Source organism: Rhizobium sp. O111 (assembly GCF_055616315.1).
Genome location: NZ_JBSHXL010000001.1, coordinates 45,696 through 65,443, shown reverse-complemented (window position 1 = coordinate 65,443; position 19,748 = coordinate 45,696). Strand labels below are relative to the sequence as shown.

Genomic DNA, 19,748 nt, shown 5'->3' with positions numbered 1-19,748 from the left:
GAAGATCAGCCGCCTTCAAACGGGTTTACGAGCTTGAGATCAAGCCCTTCGAAGTCTTTTGTGTTGCGCGTCGCAAGCGTGGCGCCGTGGATCAGGCAGATCGCGGCGATCATGGCGTCCTGTACAGAGATTGGCCGACCGACGGATTCACGGCGGGCGAGGAGCTTGCCTGTTTCGATTGCCGCAGAGCGGTCGCATGAAAGTATCCTACCGCTATAGGCGACCAGCAGCCTGTCGAGGGAGTCATAGTAGCGGCGGGATTTGTCACGGAGCCAAACGCGCTCGGCTCCGTATGATTGTTCCATCAGCACCGTATCACAGAGATACAGCCGATCTTCGGCCTGAACGGCAGTCCACGCGAGCACCCGTGGATCGCATCCCGGCTTTATAACTTCCGAAATTACGTTGGTGTCGAGAACGATCAATCGAAGCCCTCGAGCGGCCGGCCAAAATCCTTCTTCCGCTCTGCCTCGATGTCATCCATGATCTTCGCAAATTCTTCCCGCTCGTCATCGGTCAGTGGCGAAAATATCTCGCGAAATACATCGAGAGCCGACCGCGTCGGCGTATCGGCGCCCGGGACATCGATTATGGCCTTCTGCAAGAGGTTCTTCGCCTCATCGGAAAGGCTGTTGCCGTTCTTCTCGGCGCGCGCGGAGATATCGCGCTTCAACGCGTCGGAAATATTGCGGATCAGAAGATCACCCATATCGGCACCTCCTATTTGATATCACTGATATCATAGAAGGGCCGGGCACTGTTTTCAAGCAGCCGCTCAGAGCGCCTTGGTGGTCTTGGCGGCCTTGGTGAACTTCTTGATGACCATCTCACGCTTCAGGCGGGAGATGTGGTCGATGAAGAGCACGCCGTTCAGGTGGTCAATCTCGTGCTGCAGGCAGGTGGCGAGCAGGCTGTCTGCCTCCATCGTCTGCTCCTTGCCGTCGCGGTCGAGATACTTGACGCCGACGGTCGCCGGGCGTTCGACTTCGGCATAGTAATCCGGGATGGAGAGGCAGCCTTCTTCATAGACCGAGCGCTCATCGGAGGACGAGACGATTTCGGGATTGATGAAGACGAGCGGCTGCTTTTCCTCCCCCTCGCGCGCAACGTCGATGACGAGCATGCGGCGGGCAACGCCGATCTGAATGGCGGCCAGTCCGATGCCAGGAGCATCGTACATGGTCTCCAGCATGTCGTCGGCGAGACGCTGCAGATCGCTGTCGACGCGCTCGATCGGCTTGGAAACCTGACGGAGCAGCGGATCGGGAAGAATGATGAGTGGCTTGATGGTCATGGCGTTCCCATAACCCATCTTTTTGCGGGATGGAATTATCCGATGGCCGGAGGCGGCGCTTTTTTACGCCGCCTTCGCAATTTCGACGCTTTTGCCTCAGGCGGCGCGGCGCGAGGCCTGATAGCCGGCGTGGCTGGCGCTGTCTGTGCGGAAGCGCTCAAGCAGGCCGACCAGGCCTTCCACCTCGTTGCGCAGGCGCCGGGTTTCAGACGAGGTGCGCTCCACCATGCCCGAATTCTGCTGGGTAATGGTGTCCATGTTGCGGATGGCGACGCTGACCTCGTTAACGCCGGTCGCCTGATCGCGCGCGGCGGCGGCGATATCGGCAACGAAGCTGCTGATGTTGTCAATGCGGTTGATCATATCGCTCAGCGACTCGCCGGTGCTGCTGACGATGTCGACACCCTGGTTGACCTGCGCGGAGCTCTCGGAGATCAGCTTCTTGATCTCCTTGGCGGCATCCGCCGAGCGCTGCGCCAGTTGGCGGACTTCCTGGGCGACGACGGCAAAGCCCTTGCCGGCTTCGCCTGCGCGCGCGGCTTCAACGCCGGCGTTCAGCGCGAGAAGGTTGGTCTGGAAAGCGATGTCGTCGATGACGCCGATGATCTTGGTGATCTCGCTCGACGACCGTTCGATGCCGGCCATGGCGGAGACGGCGCTGGTGACCAGCTCGCCGGAATTCTTCGCCTTCTGCTGCGTTTCGCGGACGGCTGCGGACGCCTTTTCGGCATTGGATGCCGTCTGGCCGACGCTGACGGAGAGCTGCTGCAGGGCGGCCGAGCTTTCCTCGACCCCGGCTGCCTGCTGGGCGGTGCGCAGCGCCAGATCGTCGGAACCCTTGGCGATCACATCGGTGCCGCGCAGGATCTCGCCGGATGTGGCGCGAACGGATGCGAAGGAGGCGCGAAGGGCGGCCACTGCGCGGTTGTAGTCGTCGCCCATATCCTTGAAGTTGCCCGGCAGGTCAGCCGGCAAGGTGGCTTCGAGATCGCCGCGCGACAGCGCTTCGAGACCGCGGCGGAGATGGCTCAGCGCCATTGCCTGATCGGCTTCCGCCTTTTGGCGTTCCTCCTCAAGCTTCAGGCGCTTCTCTTCCAGCGCTTCCAGATAGACCGAGATCGAGTAATCCATATCCAGCATCGCCGCCTTGACGACGGCGGTGAGCTTTTCGCCGAGCAGCTTGCCCTGGCCGCGACCGAAGCGCGACGGCCATTCCTTGGCCATCAGGCCCTTGATCAGGTCGCTCATCAACAGCGCGTAGCCGCCGATGTACCAGCGTGGCTCGAGGCCGATGCGCGCGTGGGTCTTGCCGACGGCGACCACGCCCTTGACGTAGGCTTCGTCGAAATTGCCGCCGGCGAGGTTGGCCCAATGGGCTTCCTGCCGGGTCTTGGCGCTATTCATGTGCGACTTGTCGGAGAAGAAGCTCGCGACCGAGGGTGTGCGCGCCAGCTTTCCGTAAAATCGTTCGAGCGCGCCGCTCAGCAGCTCCGAAATCGCCGGGCGCATCTGGCGCAGCGACTGGCGTGCGCTGTCATCCAGCTCGATGAAATCGAGGCGTTGCTTAAGACCGTTCTCAGGCTGCTGGCTGCTCATAATATATTTCTGCTTTTTCATTTGATGAAGGGCAATTTTCGCGCAGCTTTTCCCTAATATAGTTTCTTAAGCGTTAAATTATCGGGTTATTTGTTAGCTAGCGCTCGAATGCCGCACCACGCATCGTCGGAAAGACCATTTACGATGTTCACGTTTTGATCTGGAAATGCCACGCGACTTTGCTATGGTGCAATCATGACAACAAGCACCGACTCGCTTTCCGCCACCCTTTCCGGTCTCAGCCCCATGTCGCTCGCGCTTGCCGGCGCGGCGCTGGCCATCGTGATCGTCTTGATGCTTGCCTTGCTCGTTCGTGGCGGCCAGGCGCGGCGCGAGCAGGCCGAGGAGGCGCTGGAGCGTGCCGCCGAGGCGGATGCGCGGATGATGGAGCTGTTGCGGATCCAGTCGGAAATGCAGGGCCGCATGGCGGCGATGGCCGAGGTGTTCGGCTCGCGCCAATCGGAACTCAACCAGGCGATCAGCCAGAGGCTGGACGGCATGTCGCAGCGGGTCAGCACCACGATTACCGAGCAGACCAAGTCCACGCATGAGAACCTCAGGAGGCTGCAGGAGCGGCTGGCGGTGATCGATGCGGCACAGAACAATATCCAGACGCTCGCCAAGGACGTGGTCGGGCTGCAGGCGATCCTGTCCAACAAGCAGACGCGCGGCGCCTTCGGCCAATCGCGGATGGAAACGATCGTTGCCGATGGCCTGCCGATCGGTGCCTATGGCTTCCAGCAGACGCTGAGCAACGGCTCACGCCCGGATTGCACCATCCGCATGCCCAACGGCGCGCCGCCGCTGGTCATCGACGCGAAGTTTCCGCTGGAAGCATGGAACGCCATTCGCGACGCCGGCGGGCCGGAGCTTGCCAAGGCCGCGTCGCAGCAGTTTCGGCGCGATATGGAGATCCATATCCGCGATATCGCGGAGAAGTATCTGATCCAGGGGGAGACGCAGGATACCGCGTTTCTGTTCGTGCCGTCGGAATCGATCTTCGCGGAAATTCACGAGAATTTCGAAGCGATCGTGCAGAAGGCGCATCGCGCCCGCGTGGTCATCGTTTCACCATCGCTGCTGATGCTGTCGATCCAGGTTATCCAGGCTGTCTTGAAGGATCAGCGGATGCAGGCGCAGGCGCATGTCATTCAGGGCGAAGTCGCCAGTCTGATGGATGATCTCGGCCGCCTCGACGATCGCGTGCGCAAGCTGCAGGGGCATTTCGCCATGGCGCAGAAGGATGTCGACATGATCGTCACCTCGGCCGACAAGCTGACCAAGCGCGGCGCCAAGATCGAGGCGCTGGAATTCGAGGGTGCGGATGCAGGTCGCGTCCCGGATGAAAGTGCGCCCACATCGAAATCCGTGGAGAGCAGAACAGGACTTCTCAAGCTAAGGGTAGTTGACGACGAGTGACGGCTTCGGCAGTGTCGCGCCCGACAAAAGCACTGGGAAGGACACCTCGCATGATCACCGTTTTCGGCTCCATCAACATGGACCTCATCGCCACGACGCAACGGCTTCCGAAGCCGGGCGAGACGGTGGCCGGCAACGGCTTTTCGACGGCCGCCGGCGGCAAGGGCGCCAACCAGGCGCTGGCCGCACGTCGCGCCGGGCGTAGCGTGACCATGGCGGGCGCCGTCGGCCATGATGGCTTTTCGGACGAGGCGCTGGCGCTCCTAAAGGACGCCGGCACCGATCTCCAGTCCGTCAAGCGCGCCGACCAGCCGACCGGGACCGCGATCATCCTCGTGGGCGGAGACGGCGAGAACATGATCGCCGTCGTGCCGGGCGCCAACGGCACGGTCACGGCGCAGGATGCGGATCAGGCCGTCGGCGCGATGAGCAAGGGCGACACGCTGATGCTGCAGCTCGAAATCCCGGTTGCCGCCGTCGAGCAGGCTCTGGCTGCCGCGCGCGCCAAGGGCGTCACCACCGTTCTCAATCTCGCGCCGCTGATTGCGGATGCGGCGCGCCTCGGGCGCCTGGCCGATATCGTCATTGCCAACGAGACCGAGTTCGAGCTTCTGGCCGGGCAGGAAAACATGAGCGCGGAAGACCGCGAAGCCGCGCTGAAGCGCCTCAACGCCGAGACGGGGCAGACGCTGATCGTGACGCTTGGCGGCGATGGCGTGGTGGCGATCCGCGACGGCGTGATATCGCGGGCGAAGGGGTTGAAGATCGAGCCGGTGGATACGGTCGGCGCGGGCGATACCTTCTGCGGTTACTTCGCGGCCAGCCTCGATGAAGGGCTCGATTTCGAGCCGGCGCTTCGTCGCGCAGCCGTTGCCGGCTCGCTCGCATGCCTCAAGGCAGGCGCCCAGCCGTCCATTCCCTCGCGCGAAGACGTCGCAAACAAACTATAAGCGTTATCCGCCGACGACATCGGCGATGCGTTTGCTTGCGATCGGTCGAAACATCATCGCATTTCACTTAAATTTAATAGGTTTCCGGCGATCTTCCGCGTGATCGCCGGCTCCTTTCTCCAAGGGGATACGGCATTCGCCACGGCGGCTCCATGATGTAGTCGCCCTCGCTTCTTGTGCCGGCGGATGCTTCGCCCGGCCCATCCTTGATCCCCCCGAGGAATGCATGTTCATCTTTCGCATGAAATCGCTTGCGGCCAAACTCATTGTGATTACCGGCAGCGCGATCGCGCTGGTTCTCCTGATCTCCAATTTCTTCCTCATCGGCGAGACCCGTGATCGCGTGGAAACGCTGACCATGGACCAGGCAAATCTCGAGGCGAAATCAATCGCCAACGAAGTCGCGTCCTCGGTCGGCGAACTGGCGGGCGCCGCGCGCTCCATGGCCGGCGTCATCGGCCGCGGCCACGAAGGCAAGTATCTCGATCGCAAGGCGATCGTCGATATGCTGAAGGCCAATGTCGAGCGCAACCAGTTCGCCTTCGGCAGCTGGTTCGGCGAAGAGCCGAACGCATTCGATGGCCAGTCGCCGTCGCTCGCCGGCCGCACGGATCTCGGATCGGACAAGACCGGTGCCTTCAACGCCTATTGGACCAAGAAGCGGGACGGCGGCTTTACCTTCTCCGTGTTCGCATCGGACTACAAGGCCGAATGGTACAGCCTGGCCGCCGCCAGCAAGAAGGGCGCGATCTCCTCGCCCTACGCTGAAACCACCACCGGCGAGAATACCGCGATGACCTCCATCGGCTACCCGGTCATGTCCGGCGGCAAGATGATCGGCGTCAGCGGCGTCGACATTTCGCTGAAGTCGCTCGCCGACAAGCTCGGCGGACTGCATCCCTTCGGCACCGGCCGCGTGACACTGCTCTCGCAGGGCGGCAACTGGATCGTCGCGCCGTCCAAGGATCTGGCGATGAAGCCCTACGAGGGTGAAGGTGCCGATGCGGTCAAGACCGGCCTCGCGACGCTTGCGCCTGCTGTCGTCAAGAATCTCTCGATCGATGGCGGCGAGCAGTTCGACCGCGTGGTCTATCCCTTTGCGCTCCCCGACGTGAACACCAACTGGGTCATCCTCGTCGACGTGCCGCACAGCGCGATCAACGCGCCGGTGCAGGATCAGACCTTCATGATGATCGTTGCAGGCATCGTCGTTCTGGCAGCCGTCATGCTGGCGCTCTACTTCGCCGTCCGCGCCTTCGTGCAGAAGCCGCTCGGTGATCTCGTCGCCAGCGTCAAGATGCTGAGCGAAGGTCGCTACGAGCAGCCGGTCGTTGGCCAGGATCGCTCGGACGAAACCGGTTCCGTCGCCAAGGCGCTCGAAGGCTTCCGCCATGCGCTCGCCGACAGCCGCCGTCTCGAAGCAGAAGCCAAGAGCCAGCGCCAGGAAGCGGAAGACGAGCGCGGTCGTTCGGAAAGCGAACGCCAGCAGTCGGTTTCGCTACAGCGCCACATCGTGTCCATCGTCGGCGCCGGTCTGTCCGAGCTGTCGCAGGGCAATCTCAGCCACCGCATCACCGATGAATTCCCGGGCGAATACGGCAAGCTGAAGCAGGACTTCAACGCGGCGCTGGCCGCCCTTGAAGAGACGATCACGACGATGAACCTCAGCGTCGTCAACATCGGCTCCGGCACCAGCGAGATCAGCGGCAGCGCGTCTGATCTGGCCAAGCGCACGGAACAGCAGGCGGCGAGCCTGGAAGAAACCGCAGCAGCCCTGAACGAGCTGACCGCGCAGGTCAATTCCAGCGCCGACAATGCGCGCACGGCCGCCGACAACGTCAACCACGCCTGCGAGGATGCGGAACGCTCCGGCGATGTCGTGCGCAAGGCGATCGCCTCGATGCACGGGATCGAGCAGTCCTCCACCGAGGTTTCGCGCATCATCGGCGTCATCGACGAGATCGCGTTCCAGACCAATCTGCTTGCGCTGAATGCCGGTGTCGAAGCCGCGCGTGCCGGTGAAGCCGGCAAGGGCTTCGCGGTGGTTGCCCAGGAAGTGCGCGAACTGGCCCAGCGTTCGGCGAATGCCGCCAAGGAGATCAAGACGCTCATTAATACCTCGGCCGTCCAGGTCAAGGAAGGCGTCGATCTCGTCGGCCGTGCCGGCGACACGCTGCACAACATCTCCGAGCAGGTGATGCGCATCAATGGCCTGATCCGGGAAATCTCGGCATCGGCCAGCGAGCAGGCGATCGGCCTCAAGGAGGTCAGCCAGGCGATGAACCAGATGGACCAGGTGACGCAGCAGAACGCCGCCATGGTCGAGGAGACCACCGCGGCCAGCGTCACGCTGAACGAAGAGGCACAGACGCTGCAGCACCTCGTCGCCCGCTTCCGCGTCAGCAACGCCAACCACGGCGCACCGCTGCGCTCCACCGCACAGCAGATGCGGGCACCGGCAGCGGCACCGAGCTATCGCCCGTCGTCGCAGCCGAGCTATCGCCAGGCAGCCGCCCCTGCCCCGCGCCGCGCTGTCGCGCAGTCGCATGGATCGGCAGCTGTGGCACAGGACAATTGGGAAGAGTTCTGAGCCGATCGGCTGAGCCAAAACAAAAAGAGGCGCCGGAGCAATCCGGCGCCTCTTTTCATTTGAATTGAATAGGATCAGGCCGCGTTGGAGGTCTGCTCTTCATTGAGGAAAGCATAGATCGCAGAGGCGCTGTCGGTGGCGCGCAGCTTGGCGACGAGATCGTGGTCGCGCAGCACGCGGGCGATGCGCGACAGGGCCTTCAGATGATCGGCGCCGGCGCCCTCGGGCGCCAGAAGCAGGAAGACGAGATCGACCGGCTGATCGTCCAGCGCTTCGAAATCGACCGGCTGGTCGAGACGCGCGAAGATGCCGACGATGGAATTGACGCTTGCCAGCTTGCCGTGCGGAATGGCGATGCCATTGCCGACGCCGGTGGAACCAAGCCGCTCGCGCTGCAGGACAACGTCAAAAATCTCGCGCTCGGACAGCCCGGTGACTTTCGACGCCTTGGCCGACAATTCCTGCAGGAGCTGTTTCTTGGAGTTGACCCTGAGAGCGGGAATGATCGCATTCTGCTGCAGCAAATCTGCCAAAGCCATTTCTTTTTCCTTTTGTGCCAAGCCGGGGGAGCGGCAGATGCCTGCCGCTCCGCTCCGTTTTCTCAGCTTTTGATGTTGGCTGCGTCTATCCAGCCAATGTTGCCGTCGTGCCGACGGTAAACGATGTTCAACTGTTCGTTACCCGGGCTGCGGAAGAGCAACAGGGGCTCGTCCGTCATGTCGAGCGCCATCACGGCGGTCGCGACGGACATGGTCTTCATCTGCTTGGTGCTTTCGGCAACGATCGCTGGTGCGAAATCATCGGCGATCTCGTCGTCATGATCCGGCATGCCATCCATGACGGTATAGGCGACTTCTGCAAAACCATTCAGATGATTCCCGGCATGGTGATCCTTGAGCTTGCGCTTGTAACGGCGAAGTCGCTTCTCGATACGCTCGGAAGCGGCGTCGAATGCCAATTGTGGATCCATTGCCTCGCCGGCCGCGTGCAAAATCACGCCACTGTCGAGATGAACCTTGCAATCGGCGGCGAAACGGGCGTTGGCCTTTTGTACGATCACTTGACCAGAATACCCTCCGTCGAAGTATTTCGTGACGGCCACGGCAATTTGGTCCTCTATCCGCTGACGGAACGAGTCACCAATTTCCATATGTTTACCGGATACACGCACACTCATGGAGTTTCCCTTCTTATGTGGTTTGCGAGTACCAGTTTACGCCAAGCCTGACTCTCATCCAAGCACTTCGCGCAATCTCAAGCAAGATCGGCCGAAGTTCTCGGCAGTGGGCGCCCTTAGGATTGATGGGGATAACCTCAGACACCATTCACAGCGTCAATTTGGCGCGGCTTCTAGCCAGAAGTTACCAAAAAGTCAACACACGCCCTGTTTTCTCGCGGGGGCGGGACGCGTCGGCCGCAACAGACCGAACTCCTCAGAAGCCCGCGACCTTCGCGAGCGCCCGCTTTTCCCGCCGGCGCTGGACGGAAGAAACGATATTCATGGCTTCACGATACTTCGCGACCGTTCTGCGGGCAAGCTCCACCCCACTCCCCTTTAGGATGTCCACGATATCATCATCTGAGAGTACGGCGTCGGGGCTTTCCTGCGCTATAAGTGCGCGGATCTTGTGACGGACGGCTTCCGCCGAGTGGCTGTCGCCGCCTTCGACCGCGCTGATCGACACCGTGAAGAAATATTTGAGCTCGAACAGGCCGCGCGGCGTCAGCATGTACTTGTTCGACGTTACCCGGCTGACGGTGGATTCATGCATCTTGATGGCGTCGGCCACGGTCTTCAGATTGAGCGGGCGCAGGTGATCGACTCCGTGGAGCAGGAAGGCATCCTGCTGACGGACGATTTCGGTCGCCACCTTCATGATCGTCTTGGCGCGCTGATCGAGGCTGCGCGTCAGCCAGTTGGCCGTCTGCAGGCACTCCGACAGGAAGGCGTGGTCATCGCCGTTCTTGGTGACCTTGGCGAAATAGGCCTGGTTGACGAGCACGCGCGGCAGCGTATCCGGGTTGAGCTCCACCAGCCAGCTGCCATCGGCGCTGGGACGAACCACGACGTCGGGCATGATGGCCTCCGACACCGCGGTCTCGAAGCCGCTGCCCGGCTTGGGGTTCAGCTGGCGGATTTCGCTCAGCATGTCGAGCAAATCCTCTTCATCGACACCGCAAAGCCGCTTCAGCGTCGCGAAGTCGCGGCGGGCGAGCAATTCGAGATTGCCAACGAAAGCCTGCATCGCCGGATCGAGGCGATCCTTCTGACGCAGCTGGATCGCCAGGCATTCCGAGAGATTACGGGCGAAGACGCCGGGCGGATCGAGCGTCTGCAGTGCCGCCAGAACCCGCTCCACATCCGCAGCGCCAGCACCCAGCCGTTCCGCCGCTTCAGCGAGATCCGCGTGGAGATAGCCTGCCTCATCCAACTGGTCGGCAAGATACTGGCCGATCAGCTGGTCGGCCATATCGGGAAGGACGAAAGGCATCTGCTGGGCGAGATGATCGCGCAGCGAGACCTGGCCGGCGACGAAATCGTCGAGGTCATAGCCATCGGCACCGCCCTCACCGCCACCCGGCATCGACTTCCACTGGCTGATCAATTCGGGAGCGTCGGCGCGCTGCGGCACGCCATCGTCGGGAAAGACGTTGTCATAGTTGGCGTCGAGTTCGTCGCTCATTCTGGTGGCGCCGGCGCCATCTGCGCGATCGGACCAGTCGCCGGACATCACTTCCGAGCGGCTGTCGTAATCTTCGTCGAAGCTCTGCTCTTCGGCCTGGCGGGAATGGCCATCGTCGTCATCGCCGGCGCGATCACTGCCTGTTTCGGCGTCATTTGACGGAAACTCAAGCAGCGGGTTCTTTTCGACTTCCTGGGCGATGAACTGGTTGAGCTCGAAGTGCGTCATCTGAAGCAGCTGGATGGACTGCATCAGCTGTGGTGTCATCACCAGCGATTGGCTTTGGCGCAGGTATAAATTGGCCGAAAGTGCCATGATGGACGCAAAACTCCCGCTCGGTTCCTCCGGGAAACAGTGTCCTATAACGGGGCTAAGACCACTGAAATCCAAGTTGGCCCAAAAATTGCTTTTTTATTCTATTTGGTCAAGCGGAACTATGCGGGAAGGTGAATTTCCGCTGCGGGAGCCCCATGATCAAAGGGGCTCGCGATCAAAAAAAGATAAGCGATCAGAGGCTGAAGTTGTCGCCGAGATAAAGCCTGCGGACTTCGGCATTGTTAACAATGTCGTTTGCCCGGCCATGCGTCAATACTTCGCCCGCATGGATGATATAGGCGCGGTCGATCAGCCCGAGCGTCTCGCGCACATTGTGGTCGGTGATCAAGACACCGATGCCACGCGCCGTCAGGTGATGGACGAGGTTCTGGATGTCGGAGACCGAGATCGGATCGACGCCCGCGAAGGGTTCGTCGAGCAGCATGAAGGTCGGATCTGTCGCCAGCGCGCGGGCGATTTCCAGGCGGCGGCGCTCACCACCGGACAGGGAGACCGCGGCACTCTTGCGCAGCTTGCGAATGTGGAATTCGTCGAGCAGCTCGTCGAGCTTCTTTTCGCGCGCCGCCTTGTCCTTCACATGCACTTCGAGAACGGCGCGGATATTCTCCTCGACCGTCAGCCCGCGAAAGATCGAGGCTTCCTGCGGCAGATAGCCGACGCCGAGGCGCGAGCGGCGATACATCGGCATCGACGTCACATCGTTGCCGTCGATCTCGATCGTGCCTTCGTCGACAGGGACAAGGCCGGTGATCATGTAGAAACAGGTCGTCTTGCCGGCGCCGTTCGGGCCGAGCAGGCCGACGGCCTCGCCACGACGCACGACCAGCGACACACCATTGACGACGCGGCGGGTGCTGTACGTCTTCGTCAGACCGCGCGCGATCAGGGTTCCCTGATAGCGGCTCTTGTCAACGGCGCCATCTGCGGCGGCCTGTTGCCCGGTCTTGCCGAACATATTCGATAGCGAGAATAATTTCACGTGGCAGCCGGGGTCAGTTCTTTTTCTGGGATTGAGGATCGAGCTGGATCTGGACGCGCCCCCCGCAGCTGTCCAATTGTGCCTGACCCGTTTCCATGTGCACCGTCAGCTGGCAGCCGGTGAAGACATTGCCGCCATCGGTCAGAACGACCTTGTCGCCCTTCAGGATGAAGAGCTGCTTTGCCATGTCGAACGAACCGTTATCGGCGGTCGCGGTCTGCGTGCCCGAGGTGAGGTACACCTTGTTCGTCACGATGATGTGGTCGATGTCGGTGTTGCCCGACGACATCGAGGATGTCGGCGTCGTGGTTTCCGACGCCTTGGTCGCAGGCGCGGCACCATCGGCAGCACCCTTTGCCTTGTAGAAGACGGTCATGTGGCCGGCCTGCAGCGTGGTCGTTCCCTGAACGACCTTCACGTTGCCGGTGAAGTCGGCGGTGTGATCCTGATCGTGGATCTCAAGCTTGTCGCTTTCGATCTGGATCGGCTGATCCTTGTTGAGCTTCAGTCCGCTCATCTGGCTGGTCGTCGCCTGCGCCATCGCGGCTCCGGCCAACAGCAGGAGTGCAAGCGCACCGTTCGTGAATACTGCGCCCGCCTTGCGGGTAGAAATGCGACAATCTTTTGCCATGGTGACCCGGGTTAAGTGCCCTGTTTGCGGATAGCGGTGGGGTTCACATTCATTCGAACGTTCCCCTCGAATGTGATCGTCCGTCCCTTATCTGTCATCTTGAGCGAGCGCGCAACAACCGATGCGCCATCTTTTTTGATGTCGACAGGGTCGCTGGTTGTAAGCTTTCCGCCTTTCACATCGACCTGCGCGGTCTGGAATTTGGCGGTCAGGCCGTCGCTCATGTTGATGACGAAGGGTGACGTGATGTTCAGATTGTCGGTCGCGCGATCGTAATCGGCGGTCGTCGCCTCGACGCGGGCGACCAGATCGTCCTTGACCGGAACCACCGCCTTGACGGTTTCGAGCGAGATCAGGTTCGGATTCTTGATGTCCTGCAGCGCCCGTTCGGCGAGCATCGAGTAGTTGATGCCAGCGGCATTGCGGCCAGCGATCGCCGGCTTCAGCATCACGACCTTGCCGTTTTCGATCTTGGCGCCTTCGATCTTGATGTTCTCGGGCAGATAGGTGCGGATGACCGACACGCCGATAAAGGCGAGCGACACGATCACGGCCGCGACCGGCAGCAGAACCTTCAGCCGGCGAACGCGGGCGGAGTGAAACCGCGCGGCGCCATAGGCACTTTGGGCGGGCTTCGCATAGGCAGCCTGTCCGCCATTATCCAAGGTGTTGAGCATTCGTTCGGTCCGTGTCGATGATAGGACGGCGTATATAGGGAGCGCTTTCGCCCGATCACAGTTCGTTTCGCATTATTACACTGACTTGCCAATATGGATTTTTTTCTGCAACAAGCAAGAAAACCGCAAAACCAATCGACACAGCGTTAACGCATATCTATGCACTCTACGTAAGAAGAGTTGCGTCAGACTTGCCGACCGGAGGAATATATGGACAGCTCCATGATCGCAGATCGCCGCACGCTGCGCCGCAAGGTCGGCTTCTGGCGCGTGGTGGCAGTCCTGCTTCTTCTCGCGCTTGCGCTGGCTATTTACGGCTTTCTGTTCGCCGACAATGCAAACCGGCGCCCTCATGTCGCGCATGTGACGATCTCCGGCCTGATCACCGACGACAGCGAATTGCTTGAGCGGCTTGCCAAGATCAAGGACGACGACGCGGTGAAGGCGCTGGTCGTTTCCATTTCCTCTCCCGGCGGCACGACCTACGGCGGCGAGCGGATCTTCAAGGCGATCCGGGCAATCGCCGCCAAGAAGCCGGTGGTTTCCGACGTCCGCACGCTTGCGGCATCCGCCGGCTACATGATCGCGACAGCAGGCGACACGATCATCGCCGGCGACAGCTCGATCACCGGCTCGATCGGGGTCATCTTCCAGTATCCGCAGGTCAAGCCGCTGCTCGACAAGATCGGCGTCTCGATGGAGGAGATCAAATCCTCGCCGCTGAAGGCCGAGCCCTCGCCCTTCCATCCGGCCAGCGAAGAAGCCAAGGCGATGATCAACAACATGATCGTCGACAGCTATGCCTGGTTCGTCGATCTGGTGGCCGATCGCCGCAAGCTGCCGCGCGAGGACGTACTGAAACTCGCCGACGGCACCATCTTTACCGGGCGCCAGGCGCTGAAGATGAAGCTCATCGACCAGCTCGGCGGCGACGACGAAATCCGCGCCTATCTGGCCACCAAGAACGTCAGCAAGGACCTGCCCGAGATCGATTGGAACAAGAAGAGCAGCACGCCGTTCCTGCTTGCAGGCGCGGCCTCGCAGATCCTCACGCTTCTCGGTTACGGCGATCTCGCCAGAAGCCAGGACCTCACGGGAATTCTGCCGCAGAAGTTGCTTCTTGACGGGCTCGTTTCAGTTTGGCAGGTTGGCCATGATTGATAAGAAATCAATAATTTAAGGGGGCCACCGTGATCAAGTCCGAGCTGGTGCAGATAGTTGCGGCTCGCAACCCGCATCTTTACCATCGCGATGTGGAAAATATCGTGAACGCGGTTCTCGACGAGATCACCGATGCGCTGGCGGCGGGCAACCGCGTCGAGCTGCGCGGTTTCGGCGCCTTTTCGGTCAAGAACCGTCCATCCCGCTCGGGCCGCAACCCGCGCACCGGCGACACGGTGTTCGTCGAGGAGAAGTGGGTCCCCTTCTTCAAGACCGGCAAGGAGCTGCGCGAGCGGCTGAACCCGGGACAGGCCGATCAGGACGACTGATCGCCGCCTATAGGTCCGGCTGCGGCGAAACCGCACTTGAACTTCACGAGGTCTTTTCTATCCTGTGGCTGAAAGAACGCGCCGCTTACCATGAGCGTGCGTGAGCATGTGGAGGCCTGCGATGGCGAAGAAGATTATCAACCTCCTGATCCTGCTGCCGCTTGGCATCATCCTGATCATTTTTTGCGTTGCCAACCGCCAGAGCGTGACGCTGGCGTTCAATCCGTTCCGGCCGGAGGATCAGGTGCTGTCGGTCTCGGCGCCGTTTTTCGTGTTCCTCTTCATCGCGCTCATCATCGGCATGTTTGCCGGCTCGGCGGTGACCTGGATGAACCAGGGCAAGCATCGCAAGCGCGCGCGCAGCGAAGCCAAGGAAGCCGTCCGCTGGCAAGGCGAGGCCGACCGCCACAAGGCGCGCTCGGAAGAAATCGCCGGACAGTTGCCGTCGCGGTAAGAATTCACGCTTTTCAGCCTTCCCTGACATCAATGCGCGCGGCGATTTCGGCTTGCCAAGCCCTTGCACCGCGCCATCTGTCTTCATAGCTATGTCCAAAGAACCCGCTGCGCCCTTCTCCCAAAGCAGTTTCACTGCCTCAGCGCGTCGCTTCATGAGGATGAAACCATGAACACAGATCAGATCCTGAAATCGGTCGTCGCCGTCCGCGGCATCATTCCCGATGACGCCTATACCGCCGATACGCTCGGCACCCGGCGCGAGGGCAGCGGCGTGGTCATCAAGGACAGCGGCCTGGTGCTGACGATCGGCTATCTGATCACCGAGGCCGAGGAAGTGTGGCTCACCGCCCATGACGGACGGGTGGTCGCGGCGCATCCGCTCGGCTATGACCAGGAAACGGGCTTCGGCCTGCTTCAGGCGCTTGGCCCTCTCAACCTGCCGGCGCTGGAATTCGGCGATGCCACCTTGGCCGAGCTTGGGCAATCGGTGACGCTGATCGACGGGATCGGTGAGTTCGTCGATGCCAAGATCGTGGCAAAGCAGGAATTTGCCGGATATTGGGAATATCTGCTCGACGAAGCGATCTTCACCACGCCCGCACACCCCTCCTGGGGCGGAGCGGCACTCGTAGATGGCGACGGCAAGCTCATCGGCATCGGTTCGCTGCGCTTGCAGATGAGCCAGGGCGGCGAGGTGGCGGATATCAACATGATCGTGCCGATCAATCTTTTGACGCCGATCCTCGACGACCTGACCACCCGCGGGCAGGTCAACAAGCCGGCGCGCCCGTGGCTCGGTGCGTTCTCGGCCGAAAGCAACGGCGACGTGATCGTGATGAGCGTTGCGGAAGGTAGTCCTGCAGATCAGGCCGGGCTCAAGCGTGGTGACGTCATCTCGGAAATCCGTGATGGCGAGGTCGATGGGCTGGCCGATTTCTACCGCAAGATCTGGAGCAGCGGCCCCGCCGGCGCCGAGATTCCCATGCGTATCTTGAGAGACGGCCGCGAGGCGTGGCTGCGCGTGCGCTCGGCCGATCGCAACAGCTTCCTGCGCAAGCCGCAGATGCAGTAAGCCGATCAGCGCTCGGGGAAGAAGGTCATCTCTTCGTATTCGCCTTCACGCGATGAGCCCTTGCCTGTGACCACGAACCCCCGGGCGCGATAGAAGGCCTTGGCGTTTTCGTTGCGGTCTAGGCACTTCAGCCGGTAGGTCTTGTCAGGCCAGTAGGGCAGCGCTTTCAGGAGAGCCTGGCCGATGCCGAGGCCGCGATACTGTTTCCTGATGTAGAGCATGTGGATGAAATCATCGGGCGACCACAGCGTCATGAAGCCCGCGATCTCGCCATCCGGCATCTCGGCGAGCCACAGAAGTTCGCCCTGCGTGTGCGCGTGAAAATCCTCGTGGCGGAAAACCTGCGGGTCGACCCAGGTGAAGGTGTCGCGACGCACCGCGAGATAGATATCCGCGAGTTCTTCCAGGTCGGCCTTTTCTGGCGATCGGATGGTCCACTGCATGGTTATGGATGTAGCCGAGACGGGATGGGCTGCCAATTACCTCGTTGGGCGGCAGCGGCCTTTTATTCGCCTGCCTTGGCGCTGACCGCCGCATTGAAATCGGAGAAGAACCGTTGCGCGAGCTTCTGCGACGAGGAATCGATCAGCTTGGCGCCGAGCTGGGCGATCTTGCCGCCGACATCGGCGCCGGCGCGATAATGCAGGATGGTTTCGCCGCCGTCGTCCTCGAGCGTCACATCGGCCGACCCCCTGGCGAAGCCGGCGATGCTGCCCTTGCCTTCGGCAGACAGCGTGTAGCTCAGGGGTGCATCGATGTTGGAGACGCGGATTTCGCCGGTGAAGGTCAGCGGCACCATGCCGATCTTGACCCTGATCGTGGCTACGAGCTCGTTCGGACCCGTAAACTCCAGCGATTGGCAGCCGGGTATGCATCCCTTGAGGATATCGGGATCGTTGAGGCCGGCCCACACGGCATCGCGCGGCGCGGTGATCCGCTCTTGTCCGACGAAGTGCATCACAATCCTCCCATTTTCACCTTGTCGAACATATCGCGGCGGGAAAGCGCTTTGCCAAGGTGAAAATGGGATGCTATTTGCACGGGCTCTATCAAAATCAGCACGCGGAACACCACGTTGAGACAAAAAGAACGCCGGCCGGGCCAGAAATCCGGCACCGGCCCCGCCAGTGGACGACGCGGCGACGAGCGCGGCAACAGCCGCCCGCCGAAGCCCGCGAACAGACCCGCAGCGCCGCAACAGGCCGCGCGCGAGCCCGCCTCCGTGCCCGCGGCAATGGAGCGCCCATTGATGGAGCGCACCGGGGAACGCCCGCCCGAACGCGTGCCGATCATTCTCGAATCCCTCGGCGCCGGCGATTTTCACCTGATCGATAGCGGCAATGGGGAAAAGCTCGAGCAATACGGCCCCTACCGGATCATTCGTCCGGAAGGACAGGCGCTGTGGAAGCCATCGCTTCCGAAACACGTCTGGGACAAGGTCGATGCCGCCTTTACCGGCGATACCGATGAAGAAGGCACCGGCCGCTGGCGTTTTCCCAAGGAAGCGCTGGGCGAGACCTGGCCGCTCAACCTTCTCGGCGTCGATTTCCTCGGGCGTTTCACCTCGTTTCGCCATGTCGGCGTGTTTCCCGAGCAGATCGTTCACTGGACGTGGATGAAACAGCAGGTCGAAGCCGCCGGCCGGCCGCTGAAGGTGCTGAACCTCTTCGGCTACACCGGCGTTGCCTCGCTTGTCGCGGCTGCCGCGGGCGCCGAGGTCACGCATGTTGACGCTTCCAAAAAGGCGATCGGCTGGGCGCGAGAGAACCAGGCGATGAGCGGGCTCGAAAAGGCACCGATCCGCTGGATCTGCGAAGACGCGATGAAGTTCATCCTGCGCGAGGAACGCCGCGGCAACACCTACGACATCATTCTGACCGATCCGCCGAAGTTCGGCCGCGGCCCGAATGGCGAGGTATGGCATCTGTTCGAGCACCTGCCCGTCATGCTCGACATCTGCCGCGAGATCCTGTCGCCGAAGGCTGTCGGCCTCGTGCTGACGGCCTATTCGATCCGCGCCAGCTTCTATTCCATCCATGAGCTGATGCGCGAGACGATGCGCGGAGCCGGCGGCGTGGTCGAATCCGGAGAGCTGGTGATCCGCGAAGCCGGGCTTGATGGCAACACGCCGGGCCGCGCGCTCTCCACATCCCTCTTTTCCCGCTGGGTGCCGAAATGAGCCACGAACACCGCGACAACGGTCCGCGCAGGGTCGGCCAGGTGAAGGAAGTCACCTCGCTTGCCAATCCCATCATCAAGGACATCAAGGCGCTCAGCGACAAGAAGACCCGCGAGCAGAGCGGCACCTTCATGGCCGAGGGCCTGAAGCTCGTCATCGACGCGATCGAGCTTGGCTGGACCATCCGCACGCTGGTTTACGCCAAGGCCGCCAAGGGCAAGCCGCTGGTCGAGCAGATGGCGGCAAAGACCGTCGCCTCCGGCGGGCTGGTGCTCGAGGTCAGCGAAAAGGTTCTCTCCTCGATCACCCGCCGCGACAATCCGCAGATGGTGGTCGGCGTGTTCGAAAACCGCTGGAAGCCGCTCCGCGACATTCGCCCGGCCAAGGGCGAGACGTGGATCGCGCTCGACCGGGTTCGCGATCCCGGCAATCTCGGCACGATCATCCGCACCGCTGACGCGGCCGGCGCTTCCGGCGTCATCCTGGTCGGCGAGACCACCGACCCGTTTTCGCTTGAGACCGTACGCGCCACGATGGGTTCGGTCTTCGCCATGCCTGTGTCGCGCGCGACGCCGGAGGAATTCATCGCCTGGAAGAAGCAGGCGGGCGTGTCGCTGGTCGCCACGCATCTGGCTGGTTCGGTCGATTACCGCACGATCGACTACAAGACGAAGCCCGTTGTCATCCTGATGGGCAACGAGCAATCCGGCCTGCCGGAGCAGCTTGCGCGCGAAGCCGATGCGCTTGCCCGCATTCCGCAGCAGGGCCTGGCGGATTCGCTCAATCTGGCGGTCGCCAGCGCCGTCATGATGTTTGAGGCACGCCGCCACCTTCTCTCACTCACCGAGGCCAAATGACCGATCAGACGCTAGACCGCCCGACGCTGTTTTCGCGCCCGCTGCCGATCCTGATCTTCGTCGTTCTTGCCGTGGTGCTCGACCAGATCATCAAGATCGTGGTCGATCACACGCTGCCGCTTCAAGAGGCGGTCCACGTCATCCCGATGCTGGCGCTCTACCGCACCTACAATCTCGGCGTCGCCTTCTCGATGCTCTCAGGCATGGACGGGTGGTTCATCGTCGGCATGCGGCTGATCATCGTCGCCTTCGTGCTCTGGCTCTGGCACCGCACGGGCAAGCAGCGCACCTTTGCCCATCTCGGCTACGCACTGATCATCTCAGGCGCGCTGGGCAATCTCCTCGACCGTTTCCTTTATGGACACGTCATCGATTACATCCTGTTCTATACCGAGACATGGTCGTTCGCGGTTTTCAACTTGGCCGATAGTTTCATCACCATCGGCGCGGGATGCGTGATTTTGGACGAGCTATTGCAACCCAAGACCGCCGATAAGTAAAATCTTAGCAGTTTACTGAAGGCATTTGGAACAGCCGG

General features: G+C 61.5%; 22 protein-coding genes. 10 read left to right on the top strand and 12 right to left on the bottom strand.

The features are described 5' to 3' along the window. Positions 1-5: 5 nt before the first annotated feature. The 4 genes from ACVTFQ_RS00325 to ACVTFQ_RS00310 form a co-directional block, all read right to left on the bottom strand. Complete coding sequence (locus tag ACVTFQ_RS00325) at positions 6-425, bottom strand: type II toxin-antitoxin system VapC family toxin (protein WP_111561597.1); 420 nt, start codon at positions 423-425, stop codon at positions 6-8. Continuing rightward, complete coding sequence (locus tag ACVTFQ_RS00320; protein ID WP_111561596.1) at positions 422-709, bottom strand: FitA-like ribbon-helix-helix domain-containing protein; 288 nt, start codon at positions 707-709, stop codon at positions 422-424. Before ACVTFQ_RS00320 ends, ACVTFQ_RS00325 begins: the two co-directional genes overlap by 4 nt. A gap of 66 nt (positions 710-775) precedes the next feature. Next, positions 776-1,294: a peptide deformylase gene (def, locus tag ACVTFQ_RS00315; protein WP_026282951.1), complete on the bottom strand. Its 519-nt coding sequence runs from the start codon at positions 1,292-1,294 to the stop codon at positions 776-778. A 96-nt stretch (positions 1,295-1,390) separates the two neighbouring features. After that, the gene (locus ACVTFQ_RS00310; protein WP_111561921.1) at positions 1,391-2,890 is read right to left on the bottom strand and encodes a globin-coupled sensor protein; all 1,500 of its coding nucleotides are present in this window, start codon (positions 2,888-2,890) and stop codon (positions 1,391-1,393) included. Between the two features lie 195 nt (positions 2,891-3,085). Here ACVTFQ_RS00310 and ACVTFQ_RS00305 point away from each other — a divergent pair, with 195 nt between their 5' ends. From ACVTFQ_RS00305 to ACVTFQ_RS00295, 3 genes are all read left to right on the top strand, one after another. Next, entirely contained in the window at positions 3,086-4,309 is a 1,224-nt protein-coding gene (locus tag ACVTFQ_RS00305) for a DNA recombination protein RmuC (RefSeq protein ID WP_112436908.1), read from the top strand. A gap of 50 nt (positions 4,310-4,359) precedes the next feature. Further along, positions 4,360-5,259, top strand: coding sequence for a ribokinase (locus tag ACVTFQ_RS00300; protein ID WP_111561594.1), 900 nt, complete (start codon positions 4,360-4,362; stop codon positions 5,257-5,259). Positions 5,260-5,485: 226 nt separating this feature from the next. Then, positions 5,486-7,849, top strand: coding sequence for a methyl-accepting chemotaxis protein (locus ACVTFQ_RS00295; protein ID WP_111561593.1), 2,364 nt, complete (start codon positions 5,486-5,488; stop codon positions 7,847-7,849). A gap of 74 nt (positions 7,850-7,923) precedes the next feature. On the opposite strand, the gene ptsN is transcribed toward ACVTFQ_RS00295, so the two are convergent. From ptsN to lptC, 6 genes are all read right to left on the bottom strand, one after another. Beyond that, on the bottom strand, positions 7,924-8,388 hold the full coding sequence (gene ptsN, locus ACVTFQ_RS00290) for a PTS IIA-like nitrogen regulatory protein PtsN (protein ID WP_018898220.1): 465 nt from the start codon (positions 8,386-8,388) through the stop codon (positions 7,924-7,926). Positions 8,389-8,450: 62 nt separating this feature from the next. Continuing rightward, positions 8,451-9,026, bottom strand: coding sequence for a ribosome hibernation-promoting factor, HPF/YfiA family (gene hpf, locus ACVTFQ_RS00285; RefSeq protein ID WP_026282950.1), 576 nt, complete (start codon positions 9,024-9,026; stop codon positions 8,451-8,453). A 256-nt stretch (positions 9,027-9,282) separates the two neighbouring features. Continuing rightward, entirely contained in the window at positions 9,283-10,848 is a 1,566-nt protein-coding gene (gene rpoN / locus ACVTFQ_RS00280; protein ID WP_470423658.1) for an RNA polymerase factor sigma-54, read from the bottom strand. 193 nt (positions 10,849-11,041) lie between these two features. Then, the gene (lptB, locus tag ACVTFQ_RS00275) at positions 11,042-11,824 is read right to left on the bottom strand and encodes an LPS export ABC transporter ATP-binding protein (protein ID WP_047507090.1); all 783 of its coding nucleotides are present in this window, start codon (positions 11,822-11,824) and stop codon (positions 11,042-11,044) included. A gap of 37 nt (positions 11,825-11,861) precedes the next feature. Further along, on the bottom strand, positions 11,862-12,479 hold the full coding sequence (locus ACVTFQ_RS00270) for an LptA/OstA family protein (protein ID WP_111561591.1): 618 nt from the start codon (positions 12,477-12,479) through the stop codon (positions 11,862-11,864). Between the two features lie 11 nt (positions 12,480-12,490). Next, positions 12,491-13,156 (bottom strand): LPS export ABC transporter periplasmic protein LptC, encoded by a 666-nt coding sequence (lptC, locus tag ACVTFQ_RS00265; RefSeq protein WP_111561590.1) that lies wholly within the window; start codon positions 13,154-13,156, stop codon positions 12,491-12,493. A 210-nt stretch (positions 13,157-13,366) separates the two neighbouring features. Here lptC and sppA point away from each other — a divergent pair, with 210 nt between their 5' ends. The 4 genes from sppA (at position 13,367) to ACVTFQ_RS00245 (ending at position 16,174) form a co-directional block, all read left to right on the top strand. Beyond that, a complete protein-coding gene (gene sppA / locus ACVTFQ_RS00260) occupies positions 13,367-14,317 on the top strand; it encodes a signal peptide peptidase SppA (protein WP_111561589.1) in 951 nt (316 codons plus the stop codon). Positions 14,318-14,346: 29 nt separating this feature from the next. Next, complete coding sequence (locus ACVTFQ_RS00255) at positions 14,347-14,646, top strand: integration host factor subunit beta (RefSeq protein WP_018898213.1); 300 nt, start codon at positions 14,347-14,349, stop codon at positions 14,644-14,646. Between the two features lie 121 nt (positions 14,647-14,767). Next, a complete protein-coding gene (locus tag ACVTFQ_RS00250; protein WP_111561588.1) occupies positions 14,768-15,100 on the top strand; it encodes a LapA family protein in 333 nt (110 codons plus the stop codon). A gap of 168 nt (positions 15,101-15,268) precedes the next feature. Continuing rightward, positions 15,269-16,174 carry a S1C family serine protease gene (locus ACVTFQ_RS00245; protein WP_018898210.1) on the top strand — a complete coding sequence of 302 codons (906 nt, stop codon included), beginning with the start codon at positions 15,269-15,271 and terminating at the stop codon, positions 16,172-16,174. A 5-nt stretch (positions 16,175-16,179) separates the two neighbouring features. Here the strand turns inward: ACVTFQ_RS00245 and ACVTFQ_RS00240 are convergent, their stop codons facing one another. Together ACVTFQ_RS00240 and ACVTFQ_RS00235 are read right to left on the bottom strand one after the other, a co-directional pair. After that, positions 16,180-16,617: a GNAT family N-acetyltransferase gene (locus tag ACVTFQ_RS00240; RefSeq protein ID WP_018898209.1), complete on the bottom strand. Its 438-nt coding sequence runs from the start codon at positions 16,615-16,617 to the stop codon at positions 16,180-16,182. Positions 16,618-16,679: 62 nt separating this feature from the next. Beyond that, positions 16,680-17,132 (bottom strand): SRPBCC family protein, encoded by a 453-nt coding sequence (locus ACVTFQ_RS00235; protein WP_111561586.1) that lies wholly within the window; start codon positions 17,130-17,132, stop codon positions 16,680-16,682. A 117-nt stretch (positions 17,133-17,249) separates the two neighbouring features. Between ACVTFQ_RS00235 and ACVTFQ_RS00230 the strand changes: the two genes are divergently transcribed. The 3 genes from ACVTFQ_RS00230 to lspA are packed head-to-tail and all read left to right on the top strand — an operon-like array spanning position 17,250 to position 19,710. Continuing rightward, positions 17,250-18,353, top strand: coding sequence for a class I SAM-dependent methyltransferase (locus tag ACVTFQ_RS00230; protein WP_111561585.1), 1,104 nt, complete (start codon positions 17,250-17,252; stop codon positions 18,351-18,353). Continuing rightward, a complete protein-coding gene (locus tag ACVTFQ_RS00225; RefSeq protein ID WP_111561584.1) occupies positions 18,350-19,210 on the top strand; it encodes a TrmH family RNA methyltransferase in 861 nt (286 codons plus the stop codon). The genes ACVTFQ_RS00230 and ACVTFQ_RS00225 overlap by 4 nt, the downstream gene beginning before the upstream one ends. After that, positions 19,207-19,710: a signal peptidase II gene (lspA, locus tag ACVTFQ_RS00220; protein ID WP_047507075.1), complete on the top strand. Its 504-nt coding sequence runs from the start codon at positions 19,207-19,209 to the stop codon at positions 19,708-19,710. The genes ACVTFQ_RS00225 and lspA overlap by 4 nt, the downstream gene beginning before the upstream one ends. Positions 19,711-19,748: the final 38 nt, after the last annotated feature.